Below are 16,527 nucleotides of genomic sequence, written 5' to 3' on the forward strand. Positions count from 1 at the left end.
TCAGAGGAACAGCAGATCGAATGGCAAAAGACGACGTTATACAGATGCAGGGAGAGATTCTTGAGAATCTTCCGAATGCAACATTTCGAGTTAAGTTGGAAAATGGGCATGTTGTGCTAGGCCATATTTCAGGAAAGATGCGGATGAACTACATTCGCATTCTCCCTGGTGATAAGGTGACAGTAGAATTGACGCCTTACGATTTGAGCCGAGCACGAATCGTGTTCAGGACCAAGTAACGCATTTTAAGCATTAAATTGAACTAAAAGGGAAGAGGGCAAACATGAAAGTTCTCGCATCAGTTAAGCGGATTTGCCGCAACTGCAAAATCATCAAGCGCAAAGGTGTTGTTCGTGTAATTTGCACAGAACCACGCCATAAACAGCGCCAAGGTTAATTAACGTTATTGAACGAGGAATAACGAATGGCACGTATCGCAGGGGTTAATATCCCAAATCATCAGCATACCGTAATCGGCTTACAAGCTATCTATGGTATTGGCCGCCCACGCGCGGAAGACATTTGCGCAGCAACAGGTGTTCCAACCACTAAAAAGGTTAAAGATCTGGACGACAGCGAATTAGAAAAGCTCCGTGACGGTATTGCAAAATACGTCGTGGAAGGTGATCTTCGTCGTGAAATCTCGATGAACATCAAGCGTTTGATGGACTTAGGCTGCTACCGCGGTCTGCGTCATCGCAAAGGCTTGCCTGTTCGTGGTCAACGTACACGTACAAATGCACGTACACGTAAGGGCCCACGTAAAGCAGCGCAATCATTGAAAAAATAATCCAGCGCAGTTGTAACTTACTGGATTCAAGGAACCAATTATGGCAAAAGCACAAAATAACGCAGCGGCAGCACGCGCTCGTAAAAAAGTTAAGAAAAATGTTGCTGAAGGTATCGCACACGTTCACGCATCTTTCAACAACACCATCATCACGATCACTGATCGTCAAGGCAATGCATTGTCTTGGGCAACAGCTGGTGGTCAAGGTTTTAAAGGCTCTCGTAAATCTACACCGTTCGCAGCTCAGGTTGCAGCGGAAGCCGCTGGTAAAGTGGCTGTAGAATGCGGTATCAAAAATCTTGAAGTACGTATCAAAGGCCCAGGCCCAGGTCGTGAGTCCTCTGTGCGTGCTTTGAATAATTTGGGTATCAAGATCTCTTTGATCCAAGACGTTACGCCAGTTCCACACAACGGCTGCCGTCCTCCAAAGCGTCGTCGTATCTAATACTGAGCTTAGCCTCGGCTAAGCTTTGTAAATTCTAGCTTCCATGCTAGAATGCAGCCCGCCAATAAATTTGGTGGGTTTTGTTCTTTAGAATCGTTCTTTGGAATTTAGCGACTTTTTTAAGACCACTGTTTGGTAGCAGGTAGACCAAACTAGCGTAGGTGTATTGAGCACTTACGTCATTTACAAAGGAAATTATTGTGGCACGTTATATCGGACCAAAAGCAAAATTATCCCGCCGCGAAGGCACGGACCTCTTTCTGAAAAGCGCACGTCGCTCTTTGGATTCCAAATGCAAATTGGATGTAAAACCAGGTCAACACGGTGCAAAATCTGGTGCACGTACTTCTGACTTCGGTAACCAATTGCGCGAAAAGCAAAAAGTAAAACGTATGTACGGCGTATTGGAACGTCAATTCCGTCGTTATTTCGCAGAAGCTGATCGTCAAAAAGGTAACACTGGCGAAACTTTGTTGAAATTGTTGGAATCCCGTTTGGACAACGTTGCATACCGTATGGGTTTCGGCTCCACACGTGCAGAAGCACGTCAATTGGTCAGCCACAAAGCATTCACAGTGAACGGCCAAGTTGTTAACATCGCTTCTTACCAAGTTAAAGCTGGTGACGTTGTTGCTGTTCGTGAAAAAGCGAAGAAGCAAACACGTATCGTTGAAGCTTTGTCTTTGGCTGAAAGCATCGGCATGCCATCTTGGGTTGCAGTTGATTCCAAGAAAATGGAAGGCACCTTCAAGTCTATGCCAGACCGTAGCGATATCGCTCAAGACGTCAACGAATCCTTGATCGTCGAATTGTATTCTCGTTAATCTTAAGTTTCATCGCCTGCTCATGGAAACATGCGCAGGCTTTTTTCATTTTGCCATCAGCCTTATCGGTGTAACGAGCCGAGGGTATTGAAAAGGACAAATCATGCAAAACAATCTGTTTAAGCCTCGTATTATTGATGTTGAAATGTTGGGCCCAGGCTCAGCGAAAGTTGTGATGGAGCCATTTGAACGTGGTTTTGGTCACACATTGGGTAACTCCTTGCGTCGCGTATTGTTGTCTTCGATGGTTGGTTATGCGCCAACAGAAGTGACGATCGCTGGTGTGGTACATGAGTACTCCACACTCGACGGCGTGCAAGAAGACGTGGTTGATATTTTGTTGAACTTGAAAGGTGTTGTGTTCAAGTTGCATGAGCGTGATGAAGTCACTTTGACCTTGAAAAAAGAAGGCGAAGGCGCTGTGTTGGCATCCGATATCGAATTGCCGCACAACGTTGAATTGATCAATCCAGAGCACGTGATCGCGAACCTCACAGCAGGTGGCAAGTTGGACATGCAAATCAAGGTCGAAAAAGGCCGCGGTTATGTTCCAGGTAACGTACGTCGCTTGTCTGAAGATGCGAATAAGACGATCGGTCGTATTATTCTGGATGCATCCTTCTCTCCAGTACGTCGCGTTTCTTACTCTGTTGAGTCTGCTCGTGTTGAACAACGCACAGACTTGGACAAGTTGATCATGAACATTGAAACCAATGGCGTGATCACTCCAGAAGAAGCGATTCGTCAATCTGCGCGCGTATTGGTTGACCAATTGCATGTGTTCGCAGCTTTGGAAGGCACAGAAGCTACAACAGAAGCGCCATCTCGCGCTCCTGCGGTTGATCCAGTATTGTTGCGTCCTGTAGATGATTTGGAATTGACAGTACGTTCTGCAAACTGCTTGAAGGCAGAAAACATTTACTACATTGGTGATTTGATCCAGCGTAGCGAAAATGAATTGCTCAAGACCCCAAATTTGGGCCGCAAGTCTTTGAACGAAATCAAAGAAGTCTTGGCATCCCGTGGTTTGTCTTTGGGTATGAAGTTGGAAAACTGGCCACCAGCTGGTTTGGAAAAATAATAACTGACTTTATGGCCAAGCAAGGTTTCGACTTTGCTTGGCCTAAATAATTACCGGTCCGCGCCAATGGTTGGCGATAGAAGAACTGGATTTTTAATATTTATCGAAAGGAAGTATCATGCGTCATCGTCACGGCTTACGTAAGCTCAACCGTACCTCTTCACACCGTTTGGCAATGTTGCGCAACATGACAGTATCTTTGTTGCGTCACGAAGCAATCAAAACAACTTTGCCGAAAGCAAAGGAATTGCGCCGCGTTGTAGAGCCTATCATCACTTTGGCTAAGACAGATTCTTTGGCAAACAAGCGTTTGGCATTTGCTCGTTTGCGCGACCGTGAAATCGTTCAGAAGTTGTTTGCTGAATTGGGCCCACGTTTTGCAAACCGTAACGGCGGTTATTTGCGTATTTTGAAAATGGGTTTCCGCGTTGGCGACAATGCTCCTATGGCCTATGTTGAATTGTTGGATCGTCCAGAAGTTACAGACGCAGCTGATGCACCAACAGTTGAAGAATAAGCACAATACGATACGTCGTTAAGCTAAAATTAAAAAAGCCGTTCAGTTCGCTGAGCGGCTTTTTTTTCGTGCTTAGCGGATCGATGATAGTGCAGAATATGTTACGAGGCTAAGTACGCTTGACATAGTATTTTTCGATTTTTAGAAACGAACTCGAAGCTGCGGTCTGTGTCTAAATGTAAGCTACAAAGCGTGATTTGGGGAGTTCCGGTAAGATGTCGGCTTGCTTATCAAAAATATTGTGCAGGGTAGATTGGTTTCTCTGCCAAGCATATCTCCGATAGAAGCAAAGACAATAAGCTGACATACGCCTTAGTTAGCGACTTTCAGATAGTCGAAGGATAAATACATGATGGTGAACGCATCGACCGCACTTAATCGACGATTACATGTGAGAGCAAATCGCGTCCCTTCAGTGCTCATACCGAAATGGCTGTCTTTGATCTGTTTTTCGATCTTGTCTTGTTTGACCATTTTGATGGCTAGACCCGTCCACGCCGACGAGTTTCTCGACCCAGCCGTCGCATTCAAAGTCGATGCCAAAATGGTGCAGGCAGACAAGCTTCGTCTCGAATTTACAATTGCAAAGGGCTACTACTTATATCGTGAGCGCTTCAAGTTCGATGCGGAGGGTGCCAGCCTTGGTAAGTTCGACATCCCTCGTGGCAAAATCAAGTATGACGAGACTTTCGAAAAAGACGTTGAAACTTATCACGACAGTTTGGTAATCGAGATTCCTGTGAAAGCGAATGGCGATTTCAAACTTAAATTGACACAGCAAGGTTGTGCCGATGCAGGCCTATGTTATCCACCTATGGATTTGGTGTTGCCGATCAGCGTACCGAGGTCTGCCTCAGCTGCAGCAACGACACAGGTGGAATCCCCAGCGATTGCGCCCCCATCCACCAGCCCCGCAACAGAAACAGTTGGCTCAAGTGTCAACGCTGCGCAGCAAGAAAGCTCACGTATCGCTAGCACTTTACAAAGTGGTCGCCTCATCCTGATTGTGCCTTTGTTTTTTGTGCTCGGACTCGGGCTCTCATTCACTCCTTGCGTCTTGCCGATGGTACCGATTCTCTCGTTCATCATCGTTGGAGAAGGGGCTGCGATCAAACGTAGCCGAGGCTTCTTTTTGTCCTTGAGCTATGTGCTAGGAATGGCTTTGGTGTACACAGGTTTAGGGGTTAGTGCAGGTTTGCTTGGCGAAGGGCTCGCCGCCGCTCTGCAAAATCCCTGGGTCTTATCTGCGTTCGCTGCTTTGATGGTGTTACTGTCGCTCTCAATGTTCGGGGTCTATCAGTTGCAGATGCCAGCGGCGGTTCAAACCAAGTTGACGTATTTTTCGGAAGGTCGCCGTAATGGCAAAATGATTGGCGTCTTCTTAATGGGGGCGATCTCGGCTTTAATTGTCGGCCCTTGTGTTGCTGCGCCCTTAGCTGGCGCTTTGGTGTATATCAGCCAAACGCGCGATGTGGTAATCGGTGGCAGTGCTTTGTTTTCGATGGCGCTAGGAATGGGTGTGCCACTCTTGCTGGTGGGGATGTCGGCCGGCAGCGTGCTGCCGCGTACTGGGATGTGGATGGAACAAATCAAGCGCTTCTTCGGTGTCTTGATGTTAGGTATGGCGATTTATATGATCTCACCCGTGATCCCAGCGTGGACGCAAATGTTGGCATGGGGTCTTCTGTTCGCGGCTTATGCGGTGTATCAGGGTTTTATTTACAAGGGAAAACTTGCTTCCAAGTTTATTGCGGGTGTGTTTTTCATTTTAGCTGCGGTGCAGTTGCTTGGTGTATCGACAGGTGGTCGTGATGTTTTTTCACCGTTGGCGCATTTGACCGGCACGCAGGTGCATGTGAAATTTCAGCGCGTTCGTAGTAGCGTCGAACTGGATGCAGTTTTGGCTGCCAATAAAGATAAATTGGTGATGTTCGATTTCTATGCTGATTGGTGTGTCTCATGCAAAGAAATGGAAAAGCTGACCTTTGTCGAGCCTCGTGTCAAAGCTAAGTTGGATCAGATGCTCTTACTGCAGGTCGATGTGACTGCGAACAACGTTGATGATAAAGCGCTGCTGAAACGGTTTGGTTTGTTCGGGCCACCAGGCATCATTTTCTTCGATCGAAATGGTCAAGAAATCAGTGGCAAACGTGTGATCGGTTATCAAAATGCCGACACCTTTTTGGCATCGCTGGCGGCCGTACAATCGCAGCCTTAGGGACAAGCCAAAGCTGCTCATACTAGTTTTGGTCGTCAGGGCGTTACGAGCGCTTAGCACCAAGTAGTCGGTGCTAAGCTCGGCGGCTAAGTGGCTCTGTGGCTCAGTGGATGCGTCCTTAGCGCACCGGTACAATCATCTCAGCGTAATCGTATAAGGCACCGAGGATGTCTTGTTCAACTTCATCTGCGGTTTCGGAGAGCTGGTCGATTTGATCAAAGTACGCATCGACGTTGCGCGCATTCCCTGCACCTTCAATTAGGCGAGAGTATCGATGCTCTTCCCAGCGCAGTGCCTCTTCCTCATTTAAGTGCTCAGCAAAATTACGTGCTTTGTAACGGAAGAAAAGTTCGTCTAGTCGTTCGTCTTGGAAATGCGGATTGGCTTTGATAAGGTCAGCCGCATTGTAGCTTCTTAGTTCGTTCAAAAGACGTCGGTCACCAGGACCTAAGAAGCCGCCATATAAATCCTCATCCACGTCGTTGGTGCTCTCTTGCGATCTGCCAAAAACGGCATCCCACAGCTCATTTGGCAACGCTGCTTGATCTTGTAATTGGGCCGCCTTTTGCGCGTGATTATGAGCTTGTTCTACATCGATTTGCCAACGTGCAGCCATCTCCGCGCTCAAGGTCTTGAGATTACCTATCACGATTGGTGATTTGTTTAGATGGACGCTCTTGATCGGTAAGCGCGTCACGCGTTCGGCAAGCTCACTTATTTTACTAAAGAGTCGTTCTTGTATGGTCGCTATCGAGAGGCCGACCAGCTCTTCGGGATCGTAACGCAGATCCCACGCGATGATTTCATTCTTATTCTTAGGATGCACTGCCAGCGGCCACATGATCGCTAAGCAGCCATGGTTGGTTGGGAACATGCCTGATACATGCAGAAACGCTTTGCCCAATAGTGGTACGCCTAATTCTTGCGCGACTTTATCTTTTTTGTGCAGCGAAAAACAAAAGTCGAACAGACGAGGCTGCTTTTGTTTGACCAAACGCGCTAAGGCCACGGTTGCTCTGACGTCGGATAGCGCATCATGTGCACTTTCGTGGGAAATGCCATTGGCAGCCGTTAAATGTTCCAGGCGAAAGCTCGGCTTCCCTTCATCATTGAGTGGCCACACGATGCCGTCGGGACGCAAGGCATAGCAAGTGCGCAGCATATCCATGATGTCCCAGCGGCCACATTGATTCTGCCACTCGCGTGCGTATGGATCGATCAGATTGCGCCAAAATAAAAAGCGTGTGACTTCATCATCAAAGCGTATCGTGTTGTAGCCGACACCGATGGTGCCGCTTGCGCTTAAGGCTTGTTCGATTTGTGCAGCGAATTGGTACTCTGGCAGACCTTGTTCCAAGCATTGCTGTGGTGTGATGTGCGTGATCAGGCACGATTGTGGATCGGGCAAATAGTCGTTGGCAGGGCGACAGAAAATATTGATGGGTTCACCAAGTTCGTTCAAGTCAGCATCCGTGCGCACCGCTGCAAATTGAGCAGGTCGATCGCGACGCGCCACCGCGCCGAAAGTCTCGTAATCGTGCCAAAGAAAACTATGCATCCACTTCTTTCTCAGAGTTAGTCATACCGACGCCGTTCGGGTTCGCCGAAGTAGCGCAATTTGATAAAGGCAATCACGAGTACAACAATCAAAGCAGCCATACCACCGATCACTTTCCAAAATCCTTCGACATCATTGATCATCGGCATTTTGACGAAGTTCATGCCGAAGATGCCGGTGATCAGCGTCAGTGGCATGAACAGGGCGGTGATCACTGTCAGCCAACGCATGATGTCGCTAGTGCGATGGGCCATCGCCGCGAAGTGAATTTGCACGGAGGATTCCAAAGAAGCCTCGAGTCGACGCGCATGATTCAGAACGCGATTAACGTGTTCCATCACATCATTGATACGAACTAGGAGAAGGTCTTTGGCGCGACTATGATGTTCAGCGTTGCCATCATAGGTGTCGACGATGTGATCGCGTAATTCTTGCAGCGCATCGTATTGCTCCTCACACAGATGATCGAGCTTGCGGATTTCGATGCGCGAATCGAGTAAGGCGATCCAATTATTGAAAGGTTTGCGTGGGTCGAGCAAAGCATGTTGCCAGCGATCGAGTTGATTCGTTAAGGGTTGGCGTAGGTCGAGATACTGGTCCACCATCGCATTCAACAGTCGTAGCATCAAGTCTTCTGGTGAAGAGGGTAATCGACTCGTGTGACCATTGCCCTCGGTCTTGGGACGGTGACTCATCAAACGTTGGCGCGCTGCCTCAATAGTGCGACTTTGCTTGCCACGTACTGTCACGAGCGCGGTGCCGAGTAAGAGAAACGAGACGGGGATAGTGTTGAGTCTATTCAGCGCTGCAGGAATTTTCTTGGTAGTGTTTTCGCTCGCATTTGATTCTGCACCGAGCGCGAGTTTTTGGAAGACGACTAATTCGTAATCTTGCGTCGCGTCGAAATAAGAAGGGTGATGTAGATTGATGACATCTTTGAGATGCAAGTCATAAATCCGAATGCCCGTGATGCGTTCGATTTCATCACGCCAGCCTTCAGGATTCGCGGCGACTTCATCATGCGTGGCATCGAGCCAAAGAAAGCGGCAAGTGTCTTCGAGCTTCTGCGGATCTTGTGCCGCCGCTTCTAAAAAATCGGTTTGTGAAAAATCGTGCAAAGAGTTTTGCGCGACTTGATGTTCGCTGATGTAAAAGATATCCATTCAGTACTGCTCCGAAAAAAACGGCCCCGAAAACTGTGGGATGTTGGGCTCGCCCACATCGACCATATCCCCGCCATTGATAGGTTAGGAGGGGTGAACAGTTAGACGGGAACCGCGAATGTCGAGAGCTTACTTGGTTTGCAATAAACGCGCTACATCACGTGCAAAATACGTCAGGATGCCATCGGCGCCTGCGCGCTTGAATGCGAGAATCGCTTCCATCATGGTTTTGTCGTGATCGATCCAACCGTTTTGCGAGCCGGCTTTGATCATGGCATATTCACCGCTGACTTGGTAGGCGAAGGTCGGCACTTTGAACTCATCTTTGACGCGACGCACGATATCCAAGTAAGGCATACCTGGTTTGACCATCACCATGTCGGCACCTTCCGCCAAATCCAGCGCGACTTCGCGTAGGGCTTCATCGCTATTGGCTGGGTCCATTTGATAATTGGCCTTGTTACTCTTGCCCAAGTTGCCGGACGAACCAACCGCGTCGCGGAAGGGACCGTAGAAAGCGGACGCATATTTTGCTGAGTAAGCCATGATGCGCGTATAAATAAAACCTTTTTCTTCGAGCGCAGCACGAATTGCACCGATACGTCCATCCATCATGTCGCTTGGTGCGACGACGTCGGCACCAGCTTCCGCGTGGCATAGCGCTTGGCGCACTAACATTCCTGTTGTTTCATCATTTAAGACGTAACCGTTAGCATCGATCACGCCATCTTGACCATGGCTGGTGTAGGGATCAAGTGCGATATCGGTCAAGATACCCAACTCAGGACACGCTTCCTTGAGGGCACGCACCGCACGTGGAATCAGGCCCTGCGGATTGCAGGCTTCGGCACCATCTTCGGTTTTCAGTGATTGGTCGATCGAAGGAAACAAGGCCATTACAGGAATGCCGAGTTGAACGCAGTCTTTGGCAACTTCGAGTAACTTATCGAGGGACATGCGCTCCACGCCGGGCATCGATGCCACCGCTTCGACACGGTTTTCGCCGTCAACCAAGAACACGGGATAGATCAGATCAGAAACCGTCACATGGTTTTCGCGCATTAAGTTACGAGAAAAGGCATCACGGCGCATACGGCGCATACGAATTGCGGGGAAAGCAGCTAAAGAATTGAATGTCATGGCTATCAAAAAAATATCGCGATTAATGAAACATTTATGAAACTTTTCTTACCTTACGTGCTCAAAGGAGTAGGCATTATGCTTACCGCTGGTCCTCCCTAAGCGGGACGCCATTTGTTCCCATTCGATTGGCGTTATTTTCACCCCAGTACCCATGTTTATGCGTGCTGGGGTTTTTTTATGCTTTGAAATTTGGATTTTGTTAATTCTGAAACTGGTCGACAACCTCGTCTTTGCCTATGTATTTCCGATTTTCTAGCCGCAAAACGTGCTCATGCATCGACAGCAGGCAAATCCGCACTCTCAACATTTAAGCCAGTAAAACTTTTAATCATCATATCGGCCTCTTCAATCCCCACGCGTTTCAATGCTGAAAACAGCTGGACTGTGTACGGCGCTGGATTGCCTTGCCCATCGATGTAACGTGCCAACAAGTTACGTGCTTCGCGCAGTGCATTGGTCGCTTCGTTGCGATTCAGCTTGTCCGATTTGGTCAGTAGACAATGAATCGGTCGGCCGGTCGGCGCGAACCACTCTAACATTTGTACGTCGAGATCGGTGAAAGGACGGCGCGCATCCATGATCAAGATCAAAGCCGCTAACTGTTGACGCTTTTGCACGTAGTTGCCAAGCAAGGCATTCCAATGGACTTTCGCGGCACCAGGTACCTCGGCATAGCCATAGCCCGGCAAATCGACCAACATTGCGCGAATCTCATCTTGGCGTGTTTCATCTTTGCGGTGCTGGCCAACATGCGCCCCACCGATCGAGAAAAAGTTGATGTGTTGCGTGCGTCCTGGCGTTTTCGAGGCAAAGCAGAGCTTCTTCTGATTGCACAAAATATTGATCGCCGTCGATTTCCCGGCATTCGAGCGCCCAGCGAAAGCGACTTCTGGCACTTCTAATTTGGGCAGATCGCGAAGATGATTAACAGTGGTGAAGAAGCGCGCTTGCCAAAGAATAGACATAAGAGACCAATCGAGTGAAATCAGCTCGAAGCTGACGATGATGCTGAAAAAGTGATGGTGAATGGGTGATTAGTAGACGATTTTCACCCTGAAAGTGAGGTTTCTTCGCGTCAATTGACTTGGAATACCTCAACATTTCCACAAAAGCTATTGTACAATAAGGGGTTAGCGACGTGTGCCCATTCGCTTAAGCAAATAAGTCAATGCGCAAGGCACGTACCCAATTGCTTCAATTGAACCGATTTCCAATTTTCAGTCTCAAGGTGTGTGAATGAACCGTGCATTTTTATCATTATCCAAGTCCCTCGGCATGATCGCTTTGGTGGCTTCTTCCATGGTTTCGGTTGCCAATGCCAACGAAACAGCTAAGCCAGTAAAAGCAGATCCAGTCAAAGGTGAAGCCTTGTACACCAATGGCGATGCAGCTCGTGGTTTGGTCGCTTGCGCATCTTGTCACGGCGCAGCCGGTAATTCCACGATTACAACAAATCCAAAATTGTCTGCGCAACACGATGCTTACATCGTCAAACAATTGACAGATTTCACGACACCTGCACGCAACAATCCAGTCATGACAACGTTTGCGAAAGCGATGACTGCAGAAGACATGAAAAACGTCGCAGCATTCTTGGCTGCACAAAAACCAAAGGCAGGTTCTGCGAAGAATAAAGATTTGGTAGAACTCGGTAAAAAAATCTACCGCGCAGGTATCGCTGAGAAGAGCGTTCCAGCTTGCGCAGGCTGCCACAGCCCAAATGGCGCAGGTATCCCAGCGCAGTTCCCACGTTTGGCTGGCCAACACCAAGACTACACAGTGGCGCAATTGACCGCTTTCTTCAAAGGTGCACGTAACAACAGCCCACAAATGGTGAAAATTGCTAAAGGCATGACTGAAGAAGAAATGAAAGCAGTTGCTGATTACATCGCTGGTTTGAAGTAATCGCCATCGATTGCAATGTTAGGGCTTTCAAATAGCGAAGCCCAACAAATCTAAATACGGAGGGGGTGGCATGAGCCATCCCCTTTTTGTTTGCGCGGAAATTTATGGAACTCGAAACTTCTACCTCAGGTTGGGAAATCAATACACGACGTCCGTGGCTAGCGAGCACGGTCGAGCTGCTATCGTCGATGCGTTTCGCCATCAGTTTGTTGTGCATGATTGCGATCGCATCAGTGGTTGGTACCGTGCTTAAGCAAAACGAGCCGGTGAATAATTACATTAATCAATTCGGACCTTTTTGGTTTGAAGTTTTTCAAAGCTTAGGTTTGTACTCTCTCTACTCGGCTTGGTGGTTTTTGTTGATCATGACATTCCTAGTGGTCTCAACGAGTCTGTGTATTTGGCGTAATGCACCAAAGATGTTGAAGGATATGGCGAGTTGGCGTGATAGCGTGCGAGAACAGTCTTTACGCAATTTTCATCACAAGGCTGAGTGGCAAACTGCGGAAGCAATCGAGATTAGTAAAGACAAAGTCATTCAGCATTTGAAACAGGCCGGTTATCAATACAAAGTCGTCGAGAAAGAACAGGCGATTTTGGTGGCTGCGAAACGTGGCGCTGGCAATAAATGGGGCTATATCTTCGCCCATGCGGCGATCGTCATCATTTGTATCGGCGCGACTTTTGACTCCGATTTGGCGATTCGTTTTCAAACTTGGTTCATGGGCAAGGTGCCTTACAACGGCGGCAATACGCTGATTGATAAGGTGCCGGAGCAACATCGCTTAGCAAAAGGAACTCCCACTTTCCGTGGCAATGTGGCGGTGCCTGAAGGCTCGAGTGCCAATGTCGCGATTATCCAGCAGAGCAAAGGCGTGCTGTTGCAAGATCTGCCTTTCACGATACAGCTGAAGAAATTCAATATTGATTTTTACTCGACCGGTATGCCGAAGTTGTTTGCGAGTGATGTCACTATTATCGATCATGAAACTGGTAAGAGTTTTGATGCTACGGTGAAGGTTAATCATCCGCTGATCTACAAAGGTATCGCGATTTTTCAATCGAGCTTTGATGATGGTGGTAGCCGATTGCAATTGCGCGCCCATCCTATGCGCGGAGCATCCTCGAAGGTTACCGAGTTGAATGGAACAATGGGTGGTTCCAATGTTTTGGATCCGAGTCTAGCTAATGGCGAGCAATACACGATCGAATGGTCTGGTTTTAGACCGCTCAATATCGAAGATTTGTCTCGCAATGCACAGGATGTCCGTTCGGTGAACCAAAGTGCTAACTTTGTTGATCGTCTGAGCGCCGACTTGGACAAACATTCTGGCGCAGCGGTGAAACGGGATGGCGAGCGTAATTTGAAAAACGTTGGCCCCACTGTGCAATATAAATTGCGTGATAAGACGGGGCAGGCGCGTGAGTTTCACAACTATATGGCACCGATATTATTGGATGGTGCATGGGTCTTCCTTGCTGGCACACGTGATTCTCCCAATGAAGCGTTTCGCTATCTTCGTATCCCAGCGGATGAAGAGAGTAGCTTGAAAGAGTGGATGCGCTTACGAGCGGCGATCGCTGATCCTGAATTGCGGGTCAAAGCAGCAGAACGTTACGCAAACCGTGCTTTACCAAACGGCGATGCGCGACAATTCCAAGCGCAATTAGCAGCCTCTGCTTCGAAAGGTTTGGCCGACTTTGCTGGCGCGGATGCGAATGCTAAATTGGCGGGATACGCCGCAGTCAGCGAGTTCATTAGTAAACGTCCTGAAGCCGAGCGCGAAAAAACTGCAGAAGTGTATTTGAAAATTCTGAATGGCAGTATGTGGGATTTGTGGCAGCTCGCCCGTGAGCGCGATGGCCTCGGTGCGTTGGAAATGACAGAGCAACGCGCGCAGTTCTTGCAAATGAGTATGTCGAGTTTATCCGACGCCTTCTTCTATGGCGCTCCCGTGTATTTGGAGCTGAGCGGCTTTGAAGAAGTGAAGGCCTCTGTATTCCAAGTCACGCGTGCACCGGGACAGAATATTGTGTACTTAGGCTGTTTGTTTTTGACGCTTGGTGTGTTTGCGATGTTCTATATCCGTGAGCGCCGCGTTTGGTGTTGGTTCAAGACTGAGGCGAACGCAACCCATATGCTAATGGCGATGAGTTCACAACGTAAAACCTTGGATTTCGAAAAAGAATTTGAGCAACTTAAGAAGCAATTGTCGAATAGCTTTGAGAGTGAGATTGTGGGCGAAGTGTCAACCGCACATTCTGATAAGATTTAGAATCTTGAGTCCGCTTGAATTCATTGTGTAAGCAATTTGGAAGAATCATGGAACAGCAATTACTTGAACAGAATTTTTTGAAACGCCTATCGATGATCGATTGGGTGTATGCGCTGCTACTGTGTGTCGGCGCGGTGTACGCGTTCCGTACATACGGTATGCACATGGATGTCTATGAGGAGGCCATTCTCTTATTGTCCGGGCCATGTTTTGCTTATCTCGGGTGGCGTTGGAAACCGATTCGCCCGCTGATGTTGGCGTTGGCTATTTTGTCTTTGTTCGCGGTCTCCCAATATGCGGGTCAAATTGGTTTGGCCGATCAAAAGTTTTTCTTGAAGTACTTCTTGTCCAGCCAATCAGCAATTTTGTGGATGAGCACCTTCTTCTTTCTATCCACCTTGTTTTATTGGGGGGGCTTGCTGGCGAAGTCTGACTTTGGCGCATCAGTAGGTTCGGGTTTGTGTTGGGCGGCCGTCGTGATCGGTGCGACCGGCATGTTAGTGCGTTGGTATGAGTCTTATCTGATCAATCCAGATGTGGGCCATATTCCTGTCTCGAACCTATATGAAGTTTTCATTTTATTTGCTTTGATCACGGCATTGTTCTATCTCTACTACGAAGATATTTACGGAACGCGTCAACTGGGCGCTTTCGTGTTGCTGATTATTTCTGCCGCAATCGGTTTCTTGTTATGGTACACGGTCAGCCGCGGTGCCGCCGAGATTCAACCATTGGTACCAGCATTACAGAGTTGGTGGATGAAGATTCATGTCCCTGCCAATTTTATTGGTTATGGAACCTTTTCTCTAGCAGCGATGGTGGCTTGGACTTACTTGTTAAGAACTGAAACGAACCGTGCGCTTTGGATTGGCTTGGTGGCAACACCAAGCGGTTTGCTTGCTTTCGCATGGAGTATTGTCGTCGTTTTCAATTCAAACGATGGTGTTATTTCCGGCATGTTAAAGGTCACTAAGATTCTGGCAGTGTTGGAATTTCTGTTCGTTTTGACGATCGTTAAGCGAGACATGCTATGTGAACGTCTTCCCAGTTCTGATCTGATTGAAGACATGATGTATAAAGCGATTTCAGTCGGCTTTATATTTTTTACGATTGCAACCATTTTGGGTGCCTTGTGGGCGGCTGAAGCTTGGGGCGGCTATTGGTCTTGGGATCCAAAAGAGACCTGGGCTTTGATCGTGTGGCTCAATTACGCGGCGTGGTTACATATGCGCTTGATGAAGGGCTTACGAGGCCAGATTGCAGCATGGTGGGCGCTGGTAGGTTTGTTGGTAACGACTTTCGCTTTCCTTGGTGTGAATATGTTTTTGTCAGGCCTACACTCTTACGGCACTCTCTAAACCAGTATTTCTGAGAGATTAACTAAAGCGCTGAAACATCAGTGCATTTGAAAAACGCCCGATTGCTTATGCATCGGGCGTTTTTATTTGCGACTCAGATTGTGTCGAATGCGTTCGTGATTTAGCAAGCTAGCGGGCCATTTCTTGGGGAGATCGATCTCGGGTCAAGTTTTGTGTAAGGATATACGCAGATCTTCGACTTATGAGAAACTAAGCGCCAATTCTGGTGTCTCCTCAATCTCGTCATAGGAGTTTGAAATGCTGATTAAGAAATCATCTGATTCCCATCCGATTGCCCCTTCAGAAATCACCCCAAAGGAAATTTTTGAGGAGCGTCGTCGCTTTATCCAGCGAATGGCGCTTGGTTCGGTGGCGGGCACAAGCTTGTGGGAAATGAGCCAACGTGAGGCTTTCGCACAGAATTCAAGTGCGCAGAAATTGAATGCAATCAGTAATCCGGCTTATCACCTCGACGAGAAAAAGACCTCGTATAAAGATGTGACGAGCTATAACAATTTCTATGAATTTGGCACCGACAAGGGGGATCCTGCGGTGAATGCGCACACCTTAAAGACGCGCCCTTGGACTATCAAAATCGAAGGCGAGGTCAAGAAAGTAGTGACACTTGATCTTGATAGTCTATTGAAGCTCGCACCATTGGAGGAACGTATCTACCGTTTGCGATGTGTTGAAGGTTGGTCAATGGTGGTGCCATGGATAGGCTACTCGTTATCGGCCTTACTGAAAAAAGTCGAGCCTACTGCCAACGCCAAATATGTTGAGTTCATTAGTCTGGCAGACAATAAACAAATGCCAGGTGTTGGATACCCAGTATTGCAATGGCCCTATACCGAGGGTTTACGTATGGATGAGGCCATGCATCCACTCACACTCTTGACTCTTGGGTTGTATGGAGAAGTGCTGCCCAATCAAAATGGAGCGCCTGTGCGTCTCGTGGTGCCATGGAAGTATGGCTTCAAATCGGCCAAATCGATTGTCACGATACGTTTGACGAAGGACCAACCACGCACCTCATGGAATGTCGCCAATGCGCGTGAATATGGCTTTTATTCAAATGTGAATCCTGAAGTCGATCATCCACGTTGGTCGCAGGCGAGTGAACGACGTATTGGTGAAGATGGCTTCTTAAGCCGTAAGCGCAAGACACTCATGTTCAATGGCTACAATGAAGTTGCCAGTTTGTACGTTGGGATGGACTTGAAGAAATTTTATTGAGAGAGTCATACCC

Annotated in this window: 17 protein-coding genes; 12 read left to right on the plus strand and 5 right to left on the minus strand. The window is 48.0% G+C overall.

What is annotated here, in order from left to right; translation table 11 throughout:
• Positions 1 to 20: 20 nt before the first annotated feature.
• The 7 genes from infA to rplQ all read left to right on the plus strand — a co-directional run bounded on the left by infA (position 21) and on the right by rplQ (position 3,657).
• Positions 21 to 239 (plus strand): translation initiation factor IF-1, encoded by a 219-nt coding sequence (gene infA / locus RF679_RS02780; RefSeq protein ID WP_005663428.1) that lies wholly within the window; start codon positions 21 to 23, stop codon positions 237 to 239.
• Positions 240 to 283: 44 nt separating this feature from the next.
• On the plus strand, positions 284 to 397 hold the full coding sequence (gene rpmJ, locus RF679_RS02785; protein WP_014004415.1) for a 50S ribosomal protein L36: 114 nt from the start codon (positions 284 to 286) through the stop codon (positions 395 to 397).
• A 27-nt stretch (positions 398 to 424) separates the two neighbouring features.
• Positions 425 to 790, plus strand: coding sequence for a 30S ribosomal protein S13 (rpsM, locus tag RF679_RS02790; RefSeq protein WP_309482706.1), 366 nt, complete (start codon positions 425 to 427; stop codon positions 788 to 790).
• Positions 791 to 830: 40 nt separating this feature from the next.
• On the plus strand, positions 831 to 1,235 hold the full coding sequence (gene rpsK, locus RF679_RS02795; RefSeq protein ID WP_186892601.1) for a 30S ribosomal protein S11: 405 nt from the start codon (positions 831 to 833) through the stop codon (positions 1,233 to 1,235).
• Positions 1,236 to 1,435: 200 nt separating this feature from the next.
• Positions 1,436 to 2,059, plus strand: a complete 624-nt coding sequence (gene rpsD, locus RF679_RS02800) for a 30S ribosomal protein S4 (RefSeq protein WP_309482707.1) — start codon at positions 1,436 to 1,438, stop codon at positions 2,057 to 2,059.
• A gap of 103 nt (positions 2,060 to 2,162) precedes the next feature.
• A complete protein-coding gene (locus RF679_RS02805; RefSeq protein ID WP_309482708.1) occupies positions 2,163 to 3,140 on the plus strand; it encodes a DNA-directed RNA polymerase subunit alpha in 978 nt (325 codons plus the stop codon).
• A gap of 118 nt (positions 3,141 to 3,258) precedes the next feature.
• Positions 3,259 to 3,657, plus strand: a complete 399-nt coding sequence (gene rplQ / locus RF679_RS02810; RefSeq protein ID WP_309482709.1) for a 50S ribosomal protein L17 — start codon at positions 3,259 to 3,261, stop codon at positions 3,655 to 3,657.
• Between the two features lie 312 nt (positions 3,658 to 3,969).
• Here the strand turns inward: rplQ and RF679_RS02815 are convergent, their stop codons facing one another.
• A complete protein-coding gene (locus tag RF679_RS02815; RefSeq protein WP_309482710.1) occupies positions 3,970 to 4,131 on the minus strand; it encodes a hypothetical protein in 162 nt (53 codons plus the stop codon).
• Between the two features lie 4 nt (positions 4,132 to 4,135).
• Between RF679_RS02815 and dsbD the strand changes: the two genes are divergently transcribed.
• A complete protein-coding gene (gene dsbD, locus RF679_RS02820; RefSeq protein WP_309482711.1) occupies positions 4,136 to 5,875 on the plus strand; it encodes a protein-disulfide reductase DsbD in 1,740 nt (579 codons plus the stop codon).
• 118 nt (positions 5,876 to 5,993) lie between these two features.
• Here dsbD and sbcB read toward each other — a convergent pair whose 3' ends face one another.
• The 4 genes from sbcB to yihA all read right to left on the minus strand — a co-directional run bounded on the left by sbcB (position 5,994) and on the right by yihA (position 10,704).
• The gene (gene sbcB / locus RF679_RS02825; RefSeq protein WP_309482712.1) at positions 5,994 to 7,433 is read right to left on the minus strand and encodes an exodeoxyribonuclease I; all 1,440 of its coding nucleotides are present in this window, start codon (positions 7,431 to 7,433) and stop codon (positions 5,994 to 5,996) included.
• A gap of 17 nt (positions 7,434 to 7,450) precedes the next feature.
• The gene (locus RF679_RS02830; protein WP_309482713.1) at positions 7,451 to 8,596 is read right to left on the minus strand and encodes a magnesium transporter CorA family protein; all 1,146 of its coding nucleotides are present in this window, start codon (positions 8,594 to 8,596) and stop codon (positions 7,451 to 7,453) included.
• 129 nt (positions 8,597 to 8,725) lie between these two features.
• A complete protein-coding gene (gene hemB / locus RF679_RS02835) occupies positions 8,726 to 9,736 on the minus strand; it encodes a porphobilinogen synthase (protein ID WP_309482714.1) in 1,011 nt (336 codons plus the stop codon).
• 272 nt (positions 9,737 to 10,008) lie between these two features.
• The gene (gene yihA, locus RF679_RS02840) at positions 10,009 to 10,704 is read right to left on the minus strand and encodes a ribosome biogenesis GTP-binding protein YihA/YsxC (protein WP_309482715.1); all 696 of its coding nucleotides are present in this window, start codon (positions 10,702 to 10,704) and stop codon (positions 10,009 to 10,011) included.
• A 310-nt stretch (positions 10,705 to 11,014) separates the two neighbouring features.
• Here yihA and RF679_RS02845 point away from each other — a divergent pair, with 310 nt between their 5' ends.
• From RF679_RS02845 to msrP, 4 genes are all read left to right on the plus strand, one after another.
• Positions 11,015 to 11,644, plus strand: coding sequence for a c-type cytochrome (locus RF679_RS02845; protein WP_373921796.1), 630 nt, complete (start codon positions 11,015 to 11,017; stop codon positions 11,642 to 11,644).
• A gap of 104 nt (positions 11,645 to 11,748) precedes the next feature.
• A complete protein-coding gene (locus RF679_RS02850) occupies positions 11,749 to 13,920 on the plus strand; it encodes a cytochrome c biogenesis protein ResB (protein ID WP_309482717.1) in 2,172 nt (723 codons plus the stop codon).
• Between the two features lie 47 nt (positions 13,921 to 13,967).
• The gene (gene ccsB / locus RF679_RS02855) at positions 13,968 to 15,278 is read left to right on the plus strand and encodes a c-type cytochrome biogenesis protein CcsB (protein WP_309482718.1); all 1,311 of its coding nucleotides are present in this window, start codon (positions 13,968 to 13,970) and stop codon (positions 15,276 to 15,278) included.
• Positions 15,279 to 15,536: 258 nt separating this feature from the next.
• Positions 15,537 to 16,514 carry a protein-methionine-sulfoxide reductase catalytic subunit MsrP gene (msrP, locus tag RF679_RS02860; RefSeq protein ID WP_309482719.1) on the plus strand — a complete coding sequence of 326 codons (978 nt, stop codon included), beginning with the start codon at positions 15,537 to 15,539 and terminating at the stop codon, positions 16,512 to 16,514.
• Positions 16,515 to 16,527: the final 13 nt, after the last annotated feature.

It is taken from the genome of Undibacterium cyanobacteriorum, assembly GCF_031326225.1.
Taxonomy (GTDB): Bacteria; Pseudomonadota; Gammaproteobacteria; order Burkholderiales; family Burkholderiaceae_D; genus Undibacterium; species Undibacterium cyanobacteriorum.

Excerpts from the sequence above, each read along its gene's own strand:
- infA (WP_005663428.1), top strand. The coding sequence starts at position 21 with ATGGCAAAAGACGACGTTATACAGATGCAGGGAGAGATTCTTGAGAAT.
- rpmJ (WP_014004415.1), top strand. The coding sequence starts at position 284 with ATGAAAGTTCTCGCATCAGTTAAGCGGATTTGCCGCAACTGCAAAATC.
- rpsM (WP_309482706.1), top strand. The coding sequence starts at position 425 with ATGGCACGTATCGCAGGGGTTAATATCCCAAATCATCAGCATACCGTA.
- rpsK (WP_186892601.1), top strand. The coding sequence starts at position 831 with ATGGCAAAAGCACAAAATAACGCAGCGGCAGCACGCGCTCGTAAAAAA.
- RF679_RS02805 (WP_309482708.1), top strand. The coding sequence starts at position 2,163 with ATGCAAAACAATCTGTTTAAGCCTCGTATTATTGATGTTGAAATGTTG.
- rplQ (WP_309482709.1), top strand. The coding sequence starts at position 3,259 with ATGCGTCATCGTCACGGCTTACGTAAGCTCAACCGTACCTCTTCACAC.
- RF679_RS02815 (WP_309482710.1), bottom strand. The coding sequence starts at position 4,131 with ATGGTCAAACAAGACAAGATCGAAAAACAGATCAAAGACAGCCATTTC.
- dsbD (WP_309482711.1), top strand. The coding sequence starts at position 4,136 with ATGGCTAGACCCGTCCACGCCGACGAGTTTCTCGACCCAGCCGTCGCA.
- sbcB (WP_309482712.1), bottom strand. The coding sequence starts at position 7,433 with ATGCATAGTTTTCTTTGGCACGATTACGAGACTTTCGGCGCGGTGGCG.
- RF679_RS02830 (WP_309482713.1), bottom strand. The coding sequence starts at position 8,596 with ATGGATATCTTTTACATCAGCGAACATCAAGTCGCGCAAAACTCTTTG.
- hemB (WP_309482714.1), bottom strand. The coding sequence starts at position 9,736 with ATGACATTCAATTCTTTAGCTGCTTTCCCCGCAATTCGTATGCGCCGT.
- yihA (WP_309482715.1), bottom strand. The coding sequence starts at position 10,704 with ATGTCTATTCTTTGGCAAGCGCGCTTCTTCACCACTGTTAATCATCTT.
- RF679_RS02845 (WP_373921796.1), top strand. The coding sequence starts at position 11,015 with ATGATCGCTTTGGTGGCTTCTTCCATGGTTTCGGTTGCCAATGCCAAC.
- RF679_RS02850 (WP_309482717.1), top strand. The coding sequence starts at position 11,749 with ATGGAACTCGAAACTTCTACCTCAGGTTGGGAAATCAATACACGACGT.
- ccsB (WP_309482718.1), top strand. The coding sequence starts at position 13,968 with ATGGAACAGCAATTACTTGAACAGAATTTTTTGAAACGCCTATCGATG.
- msrP (WP_309482719.1), top strand. The coding sequence starts at position 15,537 with ATGCTGATTAAGAAATCATCTGATTCCCATCCGATTGCCCCTTCAGAA.